The following is a 21,430-nucleotide window of genomic DNA, read 5'->3' on the forward strand; positions in this document are numbered from 1 at the left end:
TCGGCGCGCGAGGCAGTGTCGCCTCCTTGCCTGCACGTCCGACGTGGCCCGGCTCAGCGGATGGCCAGAGCGAGGGTCCGCGCGCCCGCCGCGCAGGGAGTCCGCAGTCATCCCCAGCGGTCGAGGAGCGCCGTGGCTGCGGGCTCGTCCGTGACGAGGACGTCGATCAGGCCCCCGACGACGGCGCCGCGGATCGCATCGACCTTCTCGGCCCCACCCGCGACCCCGACGACGTTGCTCATGCCCCGCAGTTCGTCGAGGCTCAGGCCGACGCGCTGGGTGGTCCACGGCGTCGTCACGACGCGGCCCTCGATGTCGAACCACTCGCCCATCATGTCGCCGACGGCGCCGCGCGCGGCGAACTCCGCGACCTCCTCGTCGGTGGTGACGCCGGCGCGGACCGCGGAGCCGCCGGGGGTCGCCGCGCCCATGCCCGTGACCGTGACGACGGCGCCGCGCGCGAGGTCGAGGACCTCGCCCACGGCCGCCTCCGCCCGGAACGTGTCGGCCACCTCGGGGCTCGAGACGAGCATCCGCGCGGGCACGGTACGCAGCCGGCGCAGCACGCCGGGCGCCTGGGTGAGCACCTCGTCGATCGAGCTGAGCCCGCCCGTCGCGGCTACCAGCTGCACGCCGTCGAGGGCCTCCTCGGACAGCATCGACAGCGCGCGGGCGACCGAGTCGCCCCAACTCACCCCGACGACCGCGCCCGGGTGGAGGAAGCGCCGCGCATAGGCGGCCAGCGCGGCGGCGACCCGCTCGTTGGTGCGCTCCTGCGAGAGCCGGCCGGTCGCCGTCGGAACGACGATGGCGTCGCGGAGGCCGAAGACGTCGCGCACCGTCGTGGCCAGGCGCATGGTCGCGAGGTAGGCGGGGTCCAGCTCGATGCGCACGATGCCGTGCTGGCGCGCGGACTCCAGCAGTCGCCCGACGGTCTGCCGCGACACGAACAGCCGCCCGGCGACCTGCGCCTGGGTAAGGCCGTCCTCGTAGTACAGCCACGCGGCGCGGACGGCGAGATCGACGTCGATGGGAGAGGCCGCCGGTCGAGCCGCCGCACGAGCGTCAGCGGGTCGGCGTGTCGCGCCGTACTGAGCCGAGGCGCCGGGCGAAGCCTCGCCGTCGTGTCGAAGTGAAACCACTAGACGATCCTCTCCTCTGCTCCTGAGCATATGCCCAACTCTCCCGCAAACGCTCACGCTCTCCGCCGAACCGGCCTAGATTGGTGCCATCGAGAGAAAGGTGCCCCCGTGACCCAGCTTCCGTCGGTCCAGCACGCGATCCAGATCGTCGGCGTCGACGAGATCGTCCACAACACGTCCAAGGCCGTCGACCCGGTCGGCCCCCACCAGATGATGCTGGAGGTCGAGTCCTGCGGCATCTGCTTCAGCGACACGAAGCTGCTGCACGCGTTCGACTCGCACCCGCGCAAGAAGGACGTGATCGCGGGCATCAGCCCCGAGGCGCTGGCTGAGATCCCGGGCTACAAGCCGGGAAGCGAGCCCACGGTCCCCGGCCACGAGCCCGTCGGCCGGATCATCGAGGTGGGCGACAAGGTGACACACTTCAAGGTCGGCGACCGCGTCCTCGTCCAGGCCGACTGGAAGCACCTCCGCACGCCGAAGTCGAACGGCGCCTTCGGCTACAACTTCGAGGGCGCGCTGCAGGAGTATGTCGTCATCGACGAGCGCACCGTCGTGTCGCCGTCGGGCGAGGAGTTCCTCATCCACGTCAGCGACGGCCCGTCGGCCGCCGCCGTGGGCCTGATCGAGCCGTGGGCCACCGTCGAGGGTTCCTACGCCTGGGTCGAGCGGAATCACGTCCAGGACGGCGGCCGCCTGCTTGTGGTGGCCGACGGCGAGGCCGCCGGCATCGAGGCCCTCACCGCGGGCCACGTCCCCTCCGAGATCGTCACCGTCGCTCCTTCCGAGCTCGCCGGGCTTGAGGGCCAAGCCTTCGATGACATCGTCTTCTACGGAGCGGATGCCGACGCCATCGAGTCCGCCGCCGCGCTGCTCGGCAGCAGGGCGATCTTCTGCCTCGTGCTCGGTGGCGAGCGGATCGGCCGCAGGGTGAACCTGGACATCGGCCGCGTCCACTACGACTTCATCCGCTTCGTCGGCACCACGGGCTCCGACCCCGCCGACGGCTACGCCTGGGTGCCCACCACCGGCGACCTGCGCGCGGGCGACAAGGTCGTCATCATCGGCGCCGCGGGCCCGATGGGCACGATGCACACCATCCGCGCCGTCACCTCGGGCGTCGAGGGGATCAGCGTCACCGGCACCGACGTCAGCACGGATCGCCTGAAGCACCTGGCCGCGATCGTCGACCCGATCGCGGAGGCCCGCGACGTGCCCTTCGGCTACATCAACAGCGCCGAGGTGGCGTTGCAGCCCGGCTACACGCACCTGTCGTGCATGGTCCCCGTCCCTGCGCTGGTGTCGCAGGCCGTCGACCTCGCCGCCGAGGGCGCCATCCTCAACGCGTTCGCGGGCATCCCGGCCGGCACGCTGGGCGAGTTCGACCTACAGGGCATCGTCGAGCGCCGCGTCTTCATGCTTGGCACCTCGGGCTCCGACGTCTCCGACATGCGCACGGTGCTGCGGAAGATCGAGGAGGGGATCATCGACACGCACATCTCCCTCGACGCCGTGACCGGCATGGCGGGCTTCCGGGACGCCATCGACTCCGTGATCAACCGCACCAGCGGCGGCAAGATCATGGTTTACCCGAAGCTGCACGACCTCCCGCTGACCCGCCTGGTCGACATGCCCGAGAGGCTGCCGCACGTGGCGGCCAAGCTGAACAACGGCATCTGGACCAAGGAGGCCGAACAAGCCCTCCTCGCCGGTTCCTGACCGACGGCCCTCCCGGCGCCTCCGGACACCGGGACCCGTGCACAAATCTGCGTGGGTTGCATCAGCTGTGCAATACGCACACCTCGTGCAACCCACGCAGATTTGTGTACGCCACTTGAGCCGAACCCGGCTCAGCGACCGCGGAACTTGTCGAGGTCGCGGCGCTCGCGCTTCGTGGGGCGACCGGCGCCGCGCTCTCGGACCGCGACGCGGCCGCTCATGCCGAGGATCGGGGGCGGGCGCTCCGGCGTCCGGTCGATGTAGGCGGCCTGCGCCAAGGGGGCGCCCACGCGCTTGGCCAGCGTCGGGTCCACGACTTCGATCAGCTTCTCGTCCTGGTCTCGCCGCACGCGGATGCGCTGCCCCGTGACCACCTCCTGCGCGGCCTTCGCCAGCTTGTCGTCGACGCGCACGTGACCGCCGCGCACCGCATCTGTCGCCTGCGAGCGCGTCTTATACATGCGCACCGCCCAGAGCCAGGAGTCGAGTCGAGCCATGCGGCCAGCATATTGCCTGGCCGCCAGTGGCCTGTCGCCCCTAAAGGTGCGGATCAGGACGCGGCGTCAGGCGGGATGAGTGACAAGGCGGAGGAGGGAGTCATAGCGGCGCACTACGTCGACCGACGACAACGACGTCAATCGCCCGCATGGCGCTGCGTTCCCGTGCATTTAGGGGCGACGGGCCACTAGACGGAGGCCAAGGGCTCCGCGCCGAAGTCGTCGGCGTCGACGATCGCGAGGACGGCTCGGGCGGCGTCGGCGGCAGAGACGAGGCGCCCCTCCTCCTTCATGGCGACGAAGTCCGCACGCAACGGGAAGCCCGCGGACTCTCGGATCTCGCCCTGCATTTCGGTGTCGACGACGCCCGGCCGGATCGAGACGATCCGCACCCCGTCGTGGCCCTCGGCGGAGACGGTCCGGGCGTGGTGATCGACCGCGGCCTTCGTCGCGCCGTAGACGCTCCACCCCGGAATGGGGCGACGCCCGACGCCGCTGGAGATGTGCGCGACCCGCGTGGGCGTACCGGCGGGACGGTCGCGAAGGACGGCGTTGGTCAAAAGAATCGGCGCGGTGAGATTCACGTTGACGGCCAGGGCGGCCTGGGCGGGGTCCTGGTCGCCCACCAGGTTCGAAGGACCGAGGTACCCGGCGTTGTTGATCAGGAGGATCTCGTCGGCATCCGCCAGGTGTGCCCGCAGGGTCCCGCCGTCGAGCCACGCCAGGAGCGCTTCCGGATCGCCTAGGTCGACGCGCTCTCCGCCGGAGCGGGCGACGCCGAGCACGTCCCAGCCGTCAGCCTCCAACTGCGCGGCAAGCGCCGCGCCCAATCCGCGGGTGTGCCCGGTAACGATCGCCTTCTTTGGCACTGCTTTTCCTACTGTCGGTTTGCGGATACGTGACGGTCTATTGGTTTCGACACGGACCCGGCGCTTCGCGCGGAGGCCCGGCTCAACCAGCGGGGGTCAGCAGACGCGGCGGGTCCAGCCGAACGAGTCCTCCGCGCGGCCGAACTGGATGTCGACCAGGTGCCGCCGGATCTCCTGGGTCTTCGGGCCGGGCGTCCCGTCGCCGACCGTCTGGGGGCCGCGCGCAGGCGAGTTGAATCCCGTGATCGGGGTGACGACCGCAGCGGTGCCGCAGGCGAACACCTCTGTGATCGCGCCGCTCTCGATCCCGTCGAGCACCTCGTCGACCGTGATCGGGCGCTCGACCGGGGTGAGGCCGTGCTCGGGCGCGAGCTTCAGGATCGACTCGCGCGTGACGCCTGCGAGGATCGAGCCCAGCGACGGCGTCAGCAACTCGCCGTCGGCGGTGATGAACATCACGTTCATCGTGCCGCACTCCTCGATCCACTTGTGCTCGGCGCCGTCGGTCCACAGCACCTGGCCGCAGCCGTTCTCGTACGCCTCCTTCGTGGCGACGAGGCTAGCCGCGTAGTTGCCGCCGCACTTCGCGGTACCGGTGCCACCAGGGGCGGCGCGCGTGTAGTTCGGAGTGATCCACAGCTTCACCGGCTCCGAGTAGTACGGACCCGCCGGCGTCGCGATGACGGCGAAGCGATAGGTGTCGGCCTCACGGACGCCGAGGTAGGGCTCCGAGGCGACCATGAACGGGCGCAGGTAGAGGCTCTGCTCGCCGTCGCCCGCGGGGACCCAAGCGCGCTCCAGCTCGACGAGGCGCGTCACCGACTCGAGGAACAGTTCCTCCGGCAGCACCGCCATGCCCATGCGCTGCGCCGAGACGACGAATCGGGCCGCGTTGCGATCCGGGCGGAACAGCCAGATGGAGTCGTCGTCGCGACGGTAGGCCTTCATTCCTTCGAAGATCTCTTGGCCGTAGTGCAGGACGGCGGCCGCGGGATGCAGCGACCAGTCACCCATCGGCACGATCCGCGGGTCCTGCCAGCCGTCGCCCTCCACGTAGTCGATGACCACCATGTGATCGACGTAGTAGCGCCCGAAACCAGGGTCGGCGAGGGCCGCCTGACGGGCAGCGTCGGACGTGGGATGCGCGGTGCGCGTCAGCGAGAACTCGGCCATGCGCCCGATGGTAGCCGTCACGATTTCCCCGGTTCCGCGCCGTCCACGGCCTCGACGGCGCGTCCTCGGCGTGTTACGTTGCCCCGTGATTTCCGACCAACGCACACGTTCCCGTGCCTTCGCCCACGTCCTCGGCAACACGGCGGCGGCGATGCTGGGCACCGCCTTCATCTGGTTCGGCATCACGTTCTGGGCCTACCTCGAGACGCGGTCCGTGCTCGTCACCTCGTTCATGGGCGGCGCCTACATGCTGCTGCTCGCCGTCCTCGGCGTTCCGTTCGGGGCGCTGATCGACCGGCATCGCAAGCACACGATGATGGCGGCCTCCGCCGTCGGCACGGTGGGAACCTATCTTCTCGCGGCCGTAGTCTTCCTCCTGACGCCCGACGACGTCCTTGTCGACATCGGCCGACCCTGGTTCTGGCTCTTCGCAGGCCTCATCCTCTTCGGTTCGCTGCTCGCGATGATCCGCGGGTTGGCGCTGTCGACCTGCGTCACGATCCTCGTCGAGCCGGACAAGCGGGCCAACGCCAACGGTGTCGTCGGCGCCGTCAACGGGGCGACGATGCTCGTGGTCAGCGTCCTATCCGGCCTCGCCATCGGACGGTTGGGGATCGGCTGGACGCTGTGGATCTCCATCGCCGTCGTCGTGGCATCGCTCGTTCACTTGTTCCTGATCCGCATCCCCGAGCCGACCATCGTGCACGCCGAGGGCGTCCCCAGCCCCGTCGACTTCAAGGTGGCCTGGATCGCCGTCGTCGCCGTGCCCGGCCTGTTCGGCCTGATCCTGTTCTCGACGCTGAACAACCTGCTCGGCGGCGTGTTCATGGGGCTCCTCGACGCCTACGGCCTCGAGCTCGTCTCCGTCGAGGTGTGGGGCATCCTTTTCGGCATCGCCAGCATCGGCTTCATCGTCGGCGGCGCGATCATCGCGAAGACCGGCCTCGGCACGCGTCCACTGCGCACGCTGCTCTGGGCGTGCATGGCGATGTGGGTGGTCGCCGCGCTGTTCACCATCCGCGACTCCGTCTGGCTGCTCGTCGGCGGCTGCTTCCTCTACATGGCCCTGATGCCGTTCATCGAGGCCGCCGAACAGACCATGCTGCAGCGCGTCGTCCCGCTGGCCAAGCAGGGCCGCGTGTTCGGTTTCGCACAGGCCGTCGAGACGTCCGCGGCGCCGGTCAGCGCATTCATCATCGGCCCCGTCGCCGAGTTCTGGCTGATCCCTTACGCCGAGTCCGATCGCGGCCAGGCCTCGCTGAGCTGGCTGCTCGGCACCGGCGAGGGGCGCGGCATCGCGCTGGTCTTCGTGCTCGTCAGCCTGGTCGGCCTGATCGTCACGGGGGCGGCGTTCTTCACGAAGACCTACCAGAAGCTGACGGCGTCGTATGCGGCCGGCGACGTCAACGCCGACCTGACGAGCTGACGGGCCTATCCGCAGCTACCTGCCCACGGTTTCGGAGCTTTCTTTCGCGAGCTGCAGCTCCTTCGCCGCCGTTGCCTCGGGATCCAAGGAACGTTATTGCGGGATGGTGCCGTCGAGGACCCAGTCCAGGAACTCCTTGAGGTCGCCGGTCTCGCCGTCGCGGCCGCCCTTGCCGATCGTCATCGGCGCGAGCGACGGTCTCAGCTTCACGCCGCGGAACCGCTCCATGAACCCGCCCGGGACGGTCAGCACGTAGTAGTTGCCTTCCGTATCGAGGCCGAGGGACCTATTGGTGCGCAGGTACCAACCCACCTTGTCGGTCTTGACGACGTGGCCGTCCAGTGTTGTCGCCTTCAGCGGCTGCGGCGCGATGCCCGCGGCCTTGATGGAGACCAGGAACTCGTCGATCAGCACCTTCGCGCGTTCCGCCTCGAGTTCGAGGGCCTGTTGGCTCAGCTCGTGGCGGAGCTTGGCGGCGCGCTGCCGCTCGTTCAGGCCGTCGTCGGTCACGATGCCGGTTCCCAGAGGTTGCGCGCGATCGCACTAGCCATGGTCGGGGCGAGCGGGAGCTGCGGGATCAGCGTCGCCTGGGCGGCGTGGTAGAGGTCCGGCTTACCGCGCCACGTGGTGTCCGCGGGGTGGTTCTCGCCGTCCAGCTGGTGCCGCCACGACCCGCGCTCGCGGTCGATCAGGTGGGCGTCGGCATAGTCCCAGTAGCGCTGATAGAGCTCGGCGTAGCGGTCGTCGCCGGTGCGGCGCCACAGCGTCGCCGCCGCACCGATGGCCTCGGCGACCACCCAGTGCATGCGGTCCGGGACGACGGGGTTGCCCGTCCAGTCGGTGGTGTAGACGAAGCCGCCGATCTCCTCGTCCCAGCCGTCCTCGACCGCGCAGTCGAACAACGCGACGGCGGCCTCGGCCCAGTCGGCGCCCTCGGCCCCGGCGGCCTCCAGGTTCAGCAAAAGGCGTGCCCACTCCAGCCCGTGGCCGACGGTGGCCCCGTACGGCTTGAACGGGTCAGCAGGGCGGTCGGCGTTGAACTCCAGAAGCGCGTTCCACTCGGCGTCGAAGTGCTCGGGCAGGCGCCAACCGTTCGCCTTGGCCGACTCCGCCGCGAACACGCCGATCCGCGCGGCCCTTTCCAGCCACAGCCGATCCCCGGTGACGTCGGCCGCAGCCAGGAACGCCTCGACGGTATGCATGTTCGCGTTGATGCCGCGGTAGGGGTCGAGCTCGGTGAAGTCCTCGTTCCAGGTGTCGACGACGCGGCCGTACTCCTCGTCCCAGAACCGCTCCTCCATCACCTGGAGCGCCTCGCTCAGGAGGGGCTGCGCGCCGTCGAGCCCGGCCAGCACGCCCGAGCTGGCCGCCAGCACGACGAACGCGTGCTGATAGGCGGCCTTGACCGCGGGCTCGGGGACGACCCCGCCGACCTGCCCATGCCAGCCGCCCCCCTCGGCGTCGCGCATCCGGCCGGTAAGGCCGTCGAGTGCCGCCTGCGCGATGGGCCGCGCGCCCGGCAGCCCGAGCAGCGCGCCCAAGCTGTAGGTGTGGACGGTGCGGCACGTGATCCACGTCTGCGCGCCCTCCTCGGGAATGGGGGCACCGTCGTCGTCCAGCCACGCGGCGCCGCCGCCCTCGACTGGTGTCCGCCTCCCAAAGTCCAGGAGGTGCTCGAAGTGCGCGAAAAGCCAGCTGCGGTGCGTGGCGCGGTCGATCGTCGTCATGGCGCTGAGCCTATTCCACAGGATCCCTCGGGCACACCAACTAGCGGTCTGTCGCACCTCAGGTGCGGACCAGTACGCGGCGTCAGCGGGATGAGTGGTGTCGCGTACCCGCGCATGTAGGTGCGACGGACCACTAGCATCGGCCGATGACCGCGAACAGCAACGACGACGCCCGGGTCGGGCACCTCGACGACGGCCCGCGGTTCGTCGAGGTGCCGCCGTCTCGGGCCACGACCGCCCTCACCGTCGCCTGGAACGTGCTGTTTCGGCTGGCGATCGGCGGAGCAATGACCTTCGGCGTCGGGTTCGTCCTCATGATCGCGTTCGACGAGAAGGCCATCGTCCTTCCGCGCTCCTGGGATCGGCTGGACGGGTTCGGCAGGGTGCTGATCGGGTACACGTTCTTCGCCGGCGGCATGCTCCCTGCGCTGCTGCTGTGGCCGCTCGCGTTCGCCCGCGACCTGGCGCTCCGCCGCGACCTGCGTGCCCACGCCAACACCGACGACGCGGCCGTCCCGATCGCCGCGCAGCGCACGCCCGCGGTGAAGCTAGGCGAGAACGTATCGGTGTCGGGCCTCGCGCTGATGCTGATCGGAGGCACCCTCTTCGTGATCTTCGGGATCGCCGCGATCATGGTCGACGGCGAGGCCCGCACGATCGGCTTGGGTGCCGTCGCCCTCACCATCGGAATGATCGCCCTGGGCAGGATCCTCTCCCTGCGGGGAAACGCCGCCCAAGCGACGTCACCGGATCTCCTGCTCTTCTCGGATGGCCGGAGCGTGCGGGCGGAAAAAGAGGTCCGGCGCAGGGCTGCAGCGCAGCGCACCGCGACCGACGGCGACCATCCCGCCCCGCAGCGGCCGCGCGAACGCACCATCGGCGGTGTCGCGGCGCGAATGCTGCAGATCGGTGCCTGGGCCGCCGTCGCGGCCTGCATCGGCGTGTTCGTCATGGCACTGCTCCGCAAGCCATGCCGACGCTGCGACCCCGTGGAGTATGCCGACCCGGTCGAGTGGCTGATCGACTCCGGGCTCGCGTTCAGCGCGTCGCTCACAGTCCTCGCCGTCACGGCGCTCACGGTCGGCTCGATCCTCGGCGCGGTCGTCGGGCAGCGCGCCCGACTCCGGCTCCGCGCGCTCGCCGCTTCGCCCGACGCCGGGTGGCGCCGCCCCAGCGAGTCCGCCCTGCATGCGCAGCTGACAGGGACCAGCCCGCTACGGGTCGCCGCCTGCCTGTGCGCCGCATGGGGTTCCGCCCTTGTCTGGGCGTCGCTCGCGGCGGCCAGCGAGGCGGCCGAGGGTCAGGAGCCGTTCGTCGGGATGCCGTGGGACTTCAGCCTGCGGCTGGGGATCGTCCTGGTCTGCGGGCTGGTCCTCGTCGAATGGATCGCGCTGCGCGAGCACGTCGAGACGGCGCGGCAACTGCGCCGGGCATGGCCCGTTATCGACCCGCCGCCGGCCGCCACACCCACGGCGAGGACCGCGCACGGAGCGTGAAGAGGCTTCGCCAGCCCCGGATCCCTCCGGCTCCTTGCGGTCTGAAAGACTACGAGAGGTCCCGCGGACAAGTGGCACCTACGGCGTCCTTGCTACGGCACCACCTATCCGCGGAGCCTCTTGTCAGATGCGCCCCTCAAGGAGGACCAATGCCGGAGTTCCGTTACGTTGACATGCTGCCCATCGGCGAGGACACCACGCCGTACCGGCTGCTGACCACCGAGGGCGTCGAGGTCGTCGAGGGTCCGGACGGCGCGTCGTTCCTGAAGGTCGCGCCCGAGGCGCTGGAGCTCCTCGCAGAGACGGCGATGCATGACATCGCGCACTACCTGCGCCCTGCGCACTTGCAGCAGCTGCGCAACATCCTCGACGACCCGGAGGCATCCGCCAACGACAAGTTCGTGGCGCTGGACCTGTTGAAGAACGCGAACATCGCCGCCGGAGGCGTCCTGCCGATGTGCCAGGACACGGGCACGGCGATCGTCATGGGCAAGCGTGGACAGCGCGTACTGAGCAAGGGCGTCGACGAGCGGCCGCTCAGCATGGGCATCTTCAACGCCTACACCCAGCTGAACCTGCGGTACTCGCAGAACGCGCCGCTGACGATGTGGGACGAGCGCAACACCGGGTCGAACCTGCCCGCGCAGATCGAGCTGTACGCCGACACGGCAGAAGGTCACGAGAACATCTACAAGTTCCTTTTCATGGCGAAGGGCGGCGGCTCGGCGAACAAGTCGTACCTTTACCAGGAGACGAAGGCCGTCCTGAACCCCGACTCCATGATGAGGTTCTTCGACGAGAAGATCCGCTCGCTGGGCACCGCTGCCTGCCCGCCGTACCACCTGGCGATCGTCGTCGGCGGCACGTCGGCGGAGTTCGCGCTGAAGACGGCGAAGTACGCCTCCGCGAAGTACCTCGACACCCTTCCGACAGAGGGCTCGATGGCGGCCAACGGATTCCGCGACGTGGAGCTCGAGGAGAAGGTGCTCGAGCTGACGCGCAACTTCGGGATCGGCGCACAGTTCGGCGGCAAGTACTTCTGCCACGACGTGCGCGTCATCCGCCTCCCCCGTCACGGGGCCTCGCTGCCCGTCGCGATCGCCGTCAGCTGCTCGGCGGACCGGCAGTGCCTCGGCAAGATCACCCCCGACGGCGTTTTCATCGAGGCGTTGGAGACCGAGCCGGCGCGGTTCCTGCCGGAGGTCGTCGACGAGGAGCTCGACGCCGACTCGCACGGCATCAGCGGAACCGGAAAGGGCGCTGCGGTGCGGATCGACCTGAACAAGCCGATGGCCGACGTCCTCGCCGAACTCAGCAAGCACCCCGTGAAGACGCGCGTGCAGCTCAACGGGCCGGTGATCGTCGCCCGCGACATCGCTCACGCCAAGATCAAGGAGCGCCTCGACGCCGGCGAGGAGATGCCCCAGTACCTGAAGGACCACCCCGTCTACTACGCAGGCCCGGCGAAGACCCCCGAGGGCATGGCCTCGGGCTCGTTCGGCCCGACGACGGCGGGGCGCATGGACTCGTACGTCGATCAGTTCCAGGCTGCCGGCGGCTCGATGGTGATGCTCGCGAAGGGCAACCGTTCTCAGGCCGTCACCGAGGCGTGCAACGCGCACGGCGGCTTCTACCTCGGCTCGATCGGCGGCCCCGCCGCGCGCCTCGCGCAGGACTGCATCAGACACGTCGAGGTCGTCGAGTACGAGGAGCTGGGCATGGAGGCGATCTGGAGGATCGAGGTCGAGGACTTCCCCGCGTTCATCGTCGTCGACGACAAGGGCAACGACTTCTTCGCCGAGGTCGGCAAGCCGCTGGTGCTGTCCATCCCGAAGCGCGAGGGCCTCTGAACTCGTGCCGCCCGGAAATGTGAGCAGGATCCGCTATTCGACGATCGGATGAAGCGTCCGTTGAGCGGTCAGGGCGAAGCCAGTGTGCCTGGATGGGGCAGCGCAGTAGGCGCACATCGGTGGATCGAGGTTAAGTCATCGTCAGCAGACGATGCCGATTCTGCGTCGTTGGGCAGTGGATCAGGCTCAACACGACTGCCCGACTGGGGTACTTTTGTCGCGACAACATAGACCTGGGTCGGATGCGGCACGGGAGAAACACCTGAGAGGGTCGAGCGCATGAGTGCAACGACGCCGGGCTCGGCGCCCACGAAGGGGCTTGCCCTGCCGCCGATCGGTGCGCCCATGCTGCAGGTCAAGGACCTCAGCAAGGTCTACCGCGTCGGTGACTCCCGGCTCGCGGCCCTCAATCGCGTGACGCTTTCCATCCCTCGCGGCAGCTTCACCGCTGTCGTCGGCACGTCCGGTTCGGGGAAGTCGACGCTGCTGAACATGGTCGCGGGGCTTGAACGCCCGACGGCGGGCGAAATCTACGTCGGCGGGCGCGCGCTGCACACGATGAACGAGTCGCAGCTCGTGACGTTCCGCCGCGACCACGTGGGCTTCATCTTCCAGTCGTTCAACCTCATGCCGCACCTCACCGCGCTGCAGAACGTGGCGCTGCCCCTGAGCTTCCGCGGCGTGCCGAAGGCGGCGCGGCTGCGGCGCGCGCACATCGTGCTGAACCAGATGGGGCTCGGCAAGCACGTCAACCACAGGCCGACCCAGCTCTCCGGCGGTCAGCAGCAGCGCGTCGGCATTGCGCGGGCGCTCGTGTCACAGCCGCCGCTGGTGTTCGCCGACGAGCCCACCGGCAACTTGGACTCGCGCACCTCCGTCGCCACCCTGAACCTGATCCGCACCGTGATCGCGCGCTACCAGCAGACCTGGGTGATGGTCACCCACGACGCCCATCTCGCGTCCTTCGCCGACACCATCGTCTCCATCAGCGACGGTCGCATCTCCGACATCAGCCACACCGAACACCACAAGAAGGCCGCCTCATGAAGCTTCTCCTCCGCCTCGCACTGACCATGCTCGCGGTCCTGCTCCTGGCGATCACGCCTGCCGGGCTGGCCCACGCGGACGCCGGGGACGGCGGATCCGACGTCGCGGGCGACGGGGGCGACGGCGGAGGCAACGGCGGCGGCGGAGGTGGCGGTGGTGGCGGAGGAGGCGGCACCGACGGCCCCGCCGGCGTCTCGGTGCCGCGCGTGATGGTCGAGGAGTTCAGCACCTCGCCCGGCACGGTACTCGCCGGCCAGCAGTTCGAGCTGAGCTTCACGCTGCGCAACACGTCGTCGACGACGCGCGTGCGCAACATGAAGGTCACGGTCTCGTCAGCCGACTCCGCGTTCCTCCCCATGGCGGGCACGTCGTCGCTGTTCATCCCGAGCATCCGGCCCGGCAACTACGCGAACCGGACGCTGACCTTCCGCGCGCTGCCATCGCTGGACCCCAAGCCGTACCAGGTCACCATCAACCTCGAGTACGAGGACATGCAGGCCAACGCGTACACAAGCTCGGAGGACGTGGCCGTGGTGGTCACGCAGGAGACGCGGGCCTCGGCGTCGGCCCCTGAGCTGATGCCGGAGATCCTGATGGTCGGCCAGCAGGGGTCGATGACGTTCAGCATCCAGAACCAGGGTCGGTCGAAGCTGTTCAACGCGAAGGCGAGCATCCCCGAGGGTCAGGCGATCACCGGTCCTGAGGTGTTCGTCGGCACCGTCGACCCCGGCTCGACAGGCGCCGTCGACATGATGGTGACCGCGGCGATGGAGTCGGCCGGTCCCGTCGAGATCCTGATCAGCTACGAGGACGACGAGGGTGTCGAGAAGTCGTTCACCCAGGAGGTCCAGGTCATGGCGCAGGGGATGCCGATGCCCGAGGAGCCCATCGGCCCGGAGGAGCCCTTGCCCGAGGAGGGCATGGCGCTGCCGTGGATCCCGATCCTCGCGGTCGCCGGCACCGCACTCCTCGCGCTCATCATCATTCTCATCGTCGTTCGGCGCGCGCGGCACCGCAAGGCCGCGCAGGCCGACGCCGACTTGCTCGCTTCGATGGACGCCGAGCCGCTGATCAGCGAAGACTGACCGTGCGCTTCTCCGACCTGGTCGCCTCAAGCCTCGCGTCGCTGCGGCAACGTGCGTTCCGCACGACGTTGACGGTGCTGGGCGTCATGATCGGCACCACCGCCGTGATCGTGATGGTGTCCCTTGGCGTCGGCATGTCGCAGCAGTTCCTCGGCAACATGGAGTCGAACTGGACTCTGCGCACCGTCAGCGTGAGCGGCCCGCCGCCGGACGCCGCACAACAGGGCATCCCCGACAAGCTGTCGGATCGCCTCGTGACCCACCTGGTGGCCAGCTACCCCGAGATCCAGTCGGTAGCACCGATCTACATGGTCGACCTGGAGATCCGGGTGGGCCGCTCGGCCACGTGGGGCCAGATCACCGCTATGCCGCACGCGGCGCTGGAGCAGCTCGGGCTGGAGTTGGCGTGGGGCGAGCTACCACCGGAGAACAGCACCTTCTCGGTCGTCGCCGGAGACATGCTGAACACCCAGTTCTGGGACGAGTCAACGGGCGAGGTCATGGATGTCGACTTCCAGCGCGACTCCGTGTTCGCCACCATCCAGGCAGGCTTCGTCGAGGAGCCGGGCGACGGCGGGGGCGATCCACCCGCTCCCCAGCGCTTCCTCCTGCCGTTCGCCGGACAGGTTGCGGGCGACGGACAGACGTGGACCCAGTTCTCGCAGGCGCTTTTCGCCGACCTGGACTCCACCGTCAAGTTCCTGCAGAAGCAGTCGCCGGGAAGGCCGCTGCCGAACCAGCCGACGACACCCGACGGCAAACCCCTCCGCGGCGAGTTCGTCTACAACGAGATCCGCCTGTTCACGCCGACACCTGACGACGCCGAGGCGCTGATGACGACGCTGCGCGACGCGGGCTACAGCGCGTGGGCCGAGATCGAGTGGATCCGGGAGGCGCAGCGCCAGGCGCTGCTGATTCAGGCGATCTTCGGCGGGATCGGGTTCATATCGCTGCTCGTCGCGGCCATCGGCATCGCGAACACCATGATGATGAGCGTGTTCGAGCGGACCCGCGAGATCGGCGTGATGAAGGTGCTCGGGGCGTCGCTGCGCGACATCCGGGGCATGTTCATCTTCGAGTCGGCGCTGATCGGCATGTTCGGCGGCCTGGTGGGCCTGGCGCTCAGCCTTGGGGTGTCGGCGGCGATGAACATGTTCCTCGGCGGCATGCTGGGCGGCGGCATGGACGGTGAAGGCAGCGCGATCTCCATCATCCCGCCCTGGCTGATGCTGGGCGCCGTCGCGTTCTCGACCGCGATCGGCACCCTCGCGGGCCTCGCCCCCGCCCAGCGCGCCGTCCGCCTGAGCCCACTCGACGCCATCCGGACGCAATAGCGGCTCGCACGCCTCTCTCGGCACTGGGCGCGCGGTTAGGATCGGCGCATGGCACGCAAGGCAACGGCTCTCGACGTGGCGCGGCTCGCCCGCGCCTCGCGGAGTGCCGTGTCGATGGTGTTCAACGGCCGCGCTGACGGCAGCGTCTCCAAGGAGACCCAGGAACGCATCCGCAAGGCGGCGGCGCAGCTGCAGTACAGCCCCAACCAGGTCGCACGGAGCTTGCGCGATCGCCGGTCGCACGTCATCGGCCTGGTCTCCAACGCGGCGGTGACCAGCGCCTTCGACGGCGCGATCATCGCCGGCGCCAACGCCCTGGCCCAGCGGTTCGGGTTCCTCACCCTCTCGACCGACACCGAGAACGACGAACACCGCACCGTCGGCGCCGTCGGCACCCTGCTTGACCGCACCGTCGACGGCCTGCTCTACGTCCTCTCCGGGCTCAACTCGATCGTCGTGCCGCAGGGCTTCTACACCGTCCCATCGGCGCTCGCCCACTGCTTTCCCACCGAGCCACCGGCCCAGCCCGTGCCGGCCTTCATCCCCGACGAGGTCCGCGGCGGCGCCGACGCCGCCCGGCACCTTCTCCACCTGGGCCACACGGAGATAGCCTTCCTCGGCGGGACCGCCACCACTCCCGCAGCCGGCTGGCGAGAGCAGGGCTTTCGGGAGGCGATGGGCGCCGCGAGAGCGGCCGTCCGCGAAGACTGGGTACGGCCGGCCGGGTGGGACATCGCGGAAGGGTACGCGGCCGCGCTGCACGTCCTCGACCGGCCGGCTGCCGAGCGGCCGACCGCGCTGCTCTCCGGCAACGACCGGGCCGCCGTCGGCATGGTGCTAGCCGCGGCCAGCCTCGGCCTGCGGGTGCCCGACGACGTGTCGATCGTCGGCTACGACGACGAGCGCCGCGTAGCGGACCAGATGATGCCCGCCCTGACGAGCGTGGCGTTGCCGCAGCGTCGGATGGGCGAGGAGGCGATGCGGTCGGTGCTCCTCCGGCTCGGCCTCGACGTCGGTGAAGCGCCGACCTTCCCCACCCTCGCCGGGGCGCCGGACGTCCGGCTGATCCCCTGCACGCTGCGCGAGCGAAGCTCGACGGCCGCGCCCGCCCCGCACAAGGAGTCGTGATGACCTTCGATCCCGCGCTGCGTCCGCGCGCGCACTTCGCGCCGCGCCGCAACTGGATGAACGACCCGAATGGGCTGCTGTTCCACGATGGCGAGTACCACCTGTACTTCCAGCACAACTCCCGCGGCTGGTGGCCCGGGTTCTCGTCCTGGGGCCATGCGGTGAGCCGGGACCTCGTCGAGTGGACCGAGCTTGCCGTCGCGATCCCCAGCACCGACGACGAGTTCATCCTCTCCGGGAGCGCCGTCGTCGACCACCGAAACGTCTCCGGACTTGGCACCCCCGAGGGGCCTGCCCTTGTCGCGATCTACACCAGCTTCTCCCCGGTGACGAAGATCCAGCGCCAGTCGCTGGCCTACAGCACCGACGGCGGCCGCACCTTCACGCCGTACGCGGGCAACCCGATCATCGACATCGACTCCCACGACTTCCGCGACCCAAAGCTCCTGCGCCGCGAGGACGAGTTCGTCATGGCCATCGTGATGACCCAGGACCGCACCGTCCGGCTGTATGAGTCGAAGAACCTGCTCGACTGGATCCTGAGCAGCGAGGTCGGCCCGTTCGGCTTCACCGAAGGGGTCTGGGAATGCCCGGACATCGTCCTCGTGCCGATCGAGGGGGGCGACGACGCGGCATGGGTTCTCCTGCTCAGCGTCCAGTCGGGCGGCCCCGCCGGCGGCTCGGGGATGCAGTACCTCGTCGTCGACTATGACGGCCACACCTTCACCCCGATCGGTGAGGCGCGCTGGCTGGACTTCGGCTCCGACTTCTACGCCGGCGTCGCGTACACCGACGCGCCCGCGCCGGTCATCCACGCCTGGATGAACAACTGGGCCTACGCCGCCAACACCCCAGGCGAGGAGTTCCGCGGCATGATGAGCCTCCCTCGGCGGCTCACGCTCCGGCGCAAGGGCGACGATCTCGTGCTCGTGCAGCGTCCCGTCTTCCGGGAGGGTCCCCCGCTGTTCGAGGCGCACGACGTCGTCGTCGACGGCCGGCACGAGTTCCCGAACGCCGAGCCGGCCGTGCGGATCGTCGCGGACTTCGACGCGGGCACGGCAGCCAGGTTCGGCCTCGACGTCCGGGTCGGCGGGGATGAGGCGACGCGTGTCGTCGTGGACCGTGCGGCGGGGACCGTGTCCGTCGACCGCACCCGCTCCGGGCTCGTCCGACTCGCCCGGCGACGCGTCCCCCCGGAGTCGCCGGACTTCGAGGCGGCAGAGGCGGCCGCCCACCTGGAGCCCCAGGACATCGGCGCGGCGCACCCGGCGCCGCTTGCGGAGACCGACCGCGTCACGCTGGAGGTGTTCGTCGACGTCTCCTCCGTGGAGGTGCTCGCGGCGGACGGGGCCGTCGCTGTCAGCGACCTGATCTTCCCTTCACCCGAGAGCACCGGGATCGTGGCGTTCGCCGACGGCGGGGTCGCGCGGCTGCGCTCGCTCACCGTCAGCGCGCTATAGGACGCGGAAGGCGCCGGCGGGAGTGATCCCGCCGGCGCCCAGTCACACCAGCTGTTACCCCTTCACGGCGCCCGAGGTCATGCCACGGACGAAGAAGCGCTGCATGCTGAAGAAGATGATCATCGGCACCAGCATGGAGATGAACGCGCCGGCGGTCAGGAGCTCCCAGCCCTGGCCCTGCGTGCCCATGATCCCCGCCAGCGACACGATGACCGTCGCGTTCTGCGACTTCAGGAACATCATCGCGATCAGCAGGTCGTTCCACACCCACAGGAACTGCAGGATCGCGAAGCCGGCGATGGCCGGCATCGACATCGGGAACACCAGCTTCCAGAAGGTCTGGAAGTGCGACGCGCCGTCCACCTTCGCCGACTCGATGATCGAACGCGGCAGCGTCGTCATGTAGTTGCGGAGGGTGTAGATGGCCAGCGGCATGCCGAAGCCCGCGTGGAGCAGCCACACCGAGACGTACTGGCCGGAGATGTTGATCCCGCGGGGGCCGAGCATGTCCAGCATCGGCTGGAGCGCGACCTGGGCGGGAACGACCATCACCGCGACGATCGTCACGAACAGGAAGTCACGTCCCTTGAAGTCGAGGAACGTGAACGCGTACGCCGCGAAGGCCGCAAGGGTGATCGGGATGATCGTGGCCGGGACGGCGACGGCGAACGAGTTGATGAACGACGTTCCCATGTCCGTCTTCTGGAAGACGCCGGCGTAGTTCTCCGCCGTGAACGGACCGAGGATGCCCGTCCACCAGCCGGTGCTGTTGATGAGGTCGATGTCGCGGAACGACGTGACAAGCAGCCCGAGCGTCGGGATCAGCCAGAGGATGCAGAGCAGGATCATGACGATGATCGAGACCCAGCTGCGCTTTTGTTCGGTGTCAACAGCCTTGCTCATCGCTCGGCCTCCTCACGCTTGAAGTGGCGCACCTGGTAGATGAGCACGGGGATGACCGCGACCAGCAGGATGACGACGATGGCCGACGCCTTGCCCGCGTTGCGCTGCACGAACAGCTCCTGGAAGAACATGTTCGCGATCACGTTGGTCTTGAAGTTGCCGTTGGTCATGACGTAGACGATGTCGAAGATCTTCATGACCATGATGAACACCGTGACGAACACCGTGATGATGGTGCCCTTCATCTGCGGGACGACGACGAGGAAGAAGATCTTCAGCTCGGACGCCCCGTCGATCCTCGCGGCCTCAAGGGTGTCCTCGGGGACGTTCTTGATCGCCGTCGAGAGCAGCACCATGGCGTAGCCGACCTGGAGCCAGACGACGATCACCATCAGCAGCATGGAGTTCAGCGCGAAGCGGTCGATGGTCAGCCACGACTGAGCCTCGCCCCCCAGCGCCTTCACGATGGCGTTCAGCAACCCGATCTGGGTGTCACCGGACTGGTAGTCGTAGATGAAGCCCCAGATGGTCGATGCGCCGACGAACGAGATCGCCATCGGCATGAACATCAGCGCCTTGGACACCGACTCGCCCTTGGGCGACAGCCGGTCCGCAAGGACGGCGACGAGGAGGCCGATGACCACCGTCGACGCCGGCACGATCAGCAGCCACAGCAGGTTGTTGCCGATGGTGCGGGTGAACTGTTCGTCCGCGAACACGTCCGCGAAGTTCTGGTAGATCGGCGTGACGTACGCCGTCGAGTCCTTGTTCGCGAACGAGTAGTTGACGGTCTGGACGGCCGGGTACAGCAGGAGCAGTCCGATGGTGAAGTAGCCGGGAAGGATCCAGGCGTACGGCATCAGGAACTGTCCGAGCCGCCCGGGCAGGCCCTCGACGAAGATGTTCATGCAGTAGAAGAACAACACCGCTCCGCCGATGCCCAGCACCATGGCGAGCAGGGCCTGGATGATCTTGTCGATCACGGGCAGACCCACCGCGAACCACTGCGGGTAGTAGGCCAGGGCGAGGAAGCCGTTGCCGATGAACCAGCCGACGAGGATCATCGCCGCGGCGCCGATCACGATCCGCTTCGGGTCCGCCGCGGTCTGCGCCTTGGCTGTAGGCGGCCCTGAGGCCGCGACTGACATGGCGCTCATCACTGGGGCCACGACTTCTCGATGTCGTCGGCCACCTGCTGTGCCGTCTTGGTTCCTGCGGTGAACTCCACCATGCCGCTCCAGAAGGTGCCGCCGCCGACGGCGTTGGGCATCAGGTCGGAGCCGTCGTAGCGGAAGACGTCCGCGTTGGCCGCCATCTCGGCGATGCTGCGGGTGGTCTCGTCGGGGTAGTTGGACCCGTCGAACGTCTTGTGCGGGGACAGCCAGCCGCCCTTCTTGGCCCACTCGCCACCGAACTTGTCGCTGGTGAGGAACTTCATGACCTCGATGGCGTCGGGGTCATCGCCGTTGAACAGGGCCGCGATGTCGCCGCCGCCGAGGATCGGCTGGCCCGCGAATCCGCCCTCGAACGGCGGGAACACGGTGGTGCCGACAGCGGTGTCCAACGTCTCCTGGATCGGCTTCGGGAAGAAGCCCGAGATGAAGTTGCCCTGCCGCATCCAGTAGCACTTGGCGGGATTCTCGAAGGCCGGGTTCATCGTGTCGCCGAAGGCCGTCGCCAGGATGCCCCTGCGGCCGCCGTAGGAGGCGCCGTCGGCGAGGAGCAGCTTGTCCATCTCCTCGAAGGCCTTGACGATGCGCTCGTCGTTGAAGGGGATGCGATGGCTCGTCCACTGGTCGTAGACGTCGGGGCCCCACATGCGAAGCACCAGTTCCTCGATCCAGTCGGTGCCCGGCCATCCGGTGCCGGGGCCGGACTCGAACCCGACGCACCAGGGAGCGGTGCCGTCGGCGGCGATCTCCTCGCCGACCTTCTGCATTTCCTGGACGGACGCGAACTCGGTCGGCTTGCCCGTCTCCTTGTAGGACTCGGGGTACCAGACGATGGACTTGACGGCCATGCGCATCGGCGCGCCGTAGACGCGTCCGTTGACCCGGGCGGCGTCGAGGAAGCCCGGAATCAGCGTCGAGTTGATCGCGTCGTAGTCCAGGTAGGTGTCGATCGGCTGGATCTGATCCTCGGCCACCAGCTCGATGAGGCCACCGGGCTGCGGGAAGATCGCGATGTCAGGCGTGTCGCCGGAGCGCACGCGGGCCTTGATGATGGTCGTGAAGTCGGTGGAGTTGTTGTACTCGACCTTGATGCCGGACTCGGCCTCGAACTTCGCGAGCGACTCGCGGAAGCCGACCGCCTCGTCGCCACCGAAGGCGCCGAGTACGGTCACGACCTTGTCGTTGTCAGTGCTGCCGCCCTGTGCGATGACACCATTGCCACCGCCCCCGCCGACCGCTCGGGGATTCGGGTCCTGCAGACAGCCTGTCAGAGCCAGGCTCAGGACCACGCCGGTTACGGCGACAAGCCCGATCCGTCCTCGTGATTGGCTCATCATTCTCCTCTCAGAGGGCCCGGCGTTGGGCCTCTCTGAGGGACAACATAGACTAACAACACCGCCAG

The 21,430-nt window shown here is 68.6% G+C and carries 18 protein-coding genes; 9 read left to right on the forward strand and 9 right to left on the reverse strand.

All coding sequences use genetic code 11. From position 1 onward, the window contains the following. Positions 1-107 precede the first annotated feature (107 nt). Positions 108-1,142, reverse strand: a complete 1,035-nt coding sequence (locus tag IPJ61_RS03820) for a sugar-binding transcriptional regulator (RefSeq protein WP_297103270.1) — start codon at positions 1,140-1,142, stop codon at positions 108-110. 108 nt (positions 1,143-1,250) lie between these two features. On the opposite strand from IPJ61_RS03820, the gene IPJ61_RS03825 reads away from it, so the two are divergent. Continuing rightward, entirely contained in the window at positions 1,251-2,861 is a 1,611-nt protein-coding gene (locus IPJ61_RS03825; protein WP_297103272.1) for an alcohol dehydrogenase catalytic domain-containing protein, read from the forward strand. Between the two features lie 131 nt (positions 2,862-2,992). On the opposite strand, the gene IPJ61_RS03830 is transcribed toward IPJ61_RS03825, so the two are convergent. The 3 genes from IPJ61_RS03830 to IPJ61_RS03840 form a co-directional block, all read right to left on the reverse strand. Beyond that, positions 2,993-3,358, reverse strand: coding sequence for an RNA-binding S4 domain-containing protein (locus IPJ61_RS03830; protein ID WP_297103274.1), 366 nt, complete (start codon positions 3,356-3,358; stop codon positions 2,993-2,995). Positions 3,359-3,546: 188 nt separating this feature from the next. Beyond that, positions 3,547-4,227 (reverse strand): SDR family NAD(P)-dependent oxidoreductase, encoded by a 681-nt coding sequence (locus IPJ61_RS03835; protein ID WP_297103277.1) that lies wholly within the window; start codon positions 4,225-4,227, stop codon positions 3,547-3,549. A 96-nt stretch (positions 4,228-4,323) separates the two neighbouring features. Next, positions 4,324-5,400: a branched-chain amino acid aminotransferase gene (locus IPJ61_RS03840; protein WP_297103280.1), complete on the reverse strand. Its 1,077-nt coding sequence runs from the start codon at positions 5,398-5,400 to the stop codon at positions 4,324-4,326. A gap of 85 nt (positions 5,401-5,485) precedes the next feature. Here IPJ61_RS03840 and IPJ61_RS03845 point away from each other — a divergent pair, with 85 nt between their 5' ends. Beyond that, on the forward strand, positions 5,486-6,826 hold the full coding sequence (locus IPJ61_RS03845) for an MFS transporter (protein WP_297103283.1): 1,341 nt from the start codon (positions 5,486-5,488) through the stop codon (positions 6,824-6,826). A 93-nt stretch (positions 6,827-6,919) separates the two neighbouring features. On the opposite strand, the gene IPJ61_RS03850 is transcribed toward IPJ61_RS03845, so the two are convergent. Continuing rightward, positions 6,920-7,336 (reverse strand): hypothetical protein, encoded by a 417-nt coding sequence (locus IPJ61_RS03850; RefSeq protein ID WP_297103286.1) that lies wholly within the window; start codon positions 7,334-7,336, stop codon positions 6,920-6,922. Further along, positions 7,333-8,553 carry an AGE family epimerase/isomerase gene (locus IPJ61_RS03855; protein ID WP_297103288.1) on the reverse strand — a complete coding sequence of 407 codons (1,221 nt, stop codon included), beginning with the start codon at positions 8,551-8,553 and terminating at the stop codon, positions 7,333-7,335. The genes IPJ61_RS03850 and IPJ61_RS03855 overlap by 4 nt, the downstream gene beginning before the upstream one ends. A 146-nt stretch (positions 8,554-8,699) precedes the next feature. Between IPJ61_RS03855 and IPJ61_RS03860 the strand changes: the two genes are divergently transcribed. The 7 genes from IPJ61_RS03860 to IPJ61_RS03890 all read left to right on the forward strand — a co-directional run bounded on the left by IPJ61_RS03860 (position 8,700) and on the right by IPJ61_RS03890 (position 17,953). Next, positions 8,700-10,049 (forward strand): hypothetical protein, encoded by a 1,350-nt coding sequence (locus IPJ61_RS03860; RefSeq protein WP_297103291.1) that lies wholly within the window; start codon positions 8,700-8,702, stop codon positions 10,047-10,049. A 149-nt stretch (positions 10,050-10,198) separates the two neighbouring features. After that, positions 10,199-11,899 carry a fumarate hydratase gene (locus IPJ61_RS03865; RefSeq protein WP_297103293.1) on the forward strand — a complete coding sequence of 567 codons (1,701 nt, stop codon included), beginning with the start codon at positions 10,199-10,201 and terminating at the stop codon, positions 11,897-11,899. Between the two features lie 279 nt (positions 11,900-12,178). Further along, positions 12,179-12,946, forward strand: coding sequence for an ABC transporter ATP-binding protein (locus tag IPJ61_RS03870; RefSeq protein ID WP_297103294.1), 768 nt, complete (start codon positions 12,179-12,181; stop codon positions 12,944-12,946). Further along, positions 12,943-14,031 carry a COG1361 S-layer family protein gene (locus tag IPJ61_RS03875; protein WP_297103296.1) on the forward strand — a complete coding sequence of 363 codons (1,089 nt, stop codon included), beginning with the start codon at positions 12,943-12,945 and terminating at the stop codon, positions 14,029-14,031. The genes IPJ61_RS03870 and IPJ61_RS03875 overlap by 4 nt, the downstream gene beginning before the upstream one ends. Before the next feature lie 2 nt (positions 14,032-14,033). After that, positions 14,034-15,365, forward strand: a complete 1,332-nt coding sequence (locus tag IPJ61_RS03880; protein ID WP_297103297.1) for an ABC transporter permease — start codon at positions 14,034-14,036, stop codon at positions 15,363-15,365. A 48-nt stretch (positions 15,366-15,413) separates the two neighbouring features. Next, the gene (locus IPJ61_RS03885; RefSeq protein ID WP_297103300.1) at positions 15,414-16,493 is read left to right on the forward strand and encodes a LacI family DNA-binding transcriptional regulator; all 1,080 of its coding nucleotides are present in this window, start codon (positions 15,414-15,416) and stop codon (positions 16,491-16,493) included. Then, the gene (locus IPJ61_RS03890; protein ID WP_297103303.1) at positions 16,493-17,953 is read left to right on the forward strand and encodes a glycoside hydrolase family 32 protein; all 1,461 of its coding nucleotides are present in this window, start codon (positions 16,493-16,495) and stop codon (positions 17,951-17,953) included. Before IPJ61_RS03885 ends, IPJ61_RS03890 begins: the two co-directional genes overlap by 1 nt. 54 nt (positions 17,954-18,007) lie before the next feature. Here IPJ61_RS03890 and IPJ61_RS03895 read toward each other — a convergent pair whose 3' ends face one another. The 3 genes from IPJ61_RS03895 to IPJ61_RS03905 are packed head-to-tail and all read right to left on the reverse strand — an operon-like array spanning position 18,008 to position 21,362. Beyond that, a complete protein-coding gene (locus tag IPJ61_RS03895) occupies positions 18,008-18,856 on the reverse strand; it encodes a carbohydrate ABC transporter permease (protein ID WP_297103309.1) in 849 nt (282 codons plus the stop codon). After that, positions 18,853-20,013, reverse strand: coding sequence for a carbohydrate ABC transporter permease (locus tag IPJ61_RS03900; RefSeq protein ID WP_297103312.1), 1,161 nt, complete (start codon positions 20,011-20,013; stop codon positions 18,853-18,855). The genes IPJ61_RS03895 and IPJ61_RS03900 overlap by 4 nt, the downstream gene beginning before the upstream one ends. After that, entirely contained in the window at positions 20,013-21,362 is a 1,350-nt protein-coding gene (locus IPJ61_RS03905) for an ABC transporter substrate-binding protein (RefSeq protein WP_297103315.1), read from the reverse strand. Before IPJ61_RS03905 ends, IPJ61_RS03900 begins: the two co-directional genes overlap by 1 nt. Positions 21,363-21,430 lie beyond the last annotated feature (68 nt).

The sequence above is a fragment of the Tessaracoccus sp. genome (genome assembly GCF_016714275.1).
GTDB lineage: Bacteria > Actinomycetota > Actinomycetes > Propionibacteriales > Propionibacteriaceae > Arachnia.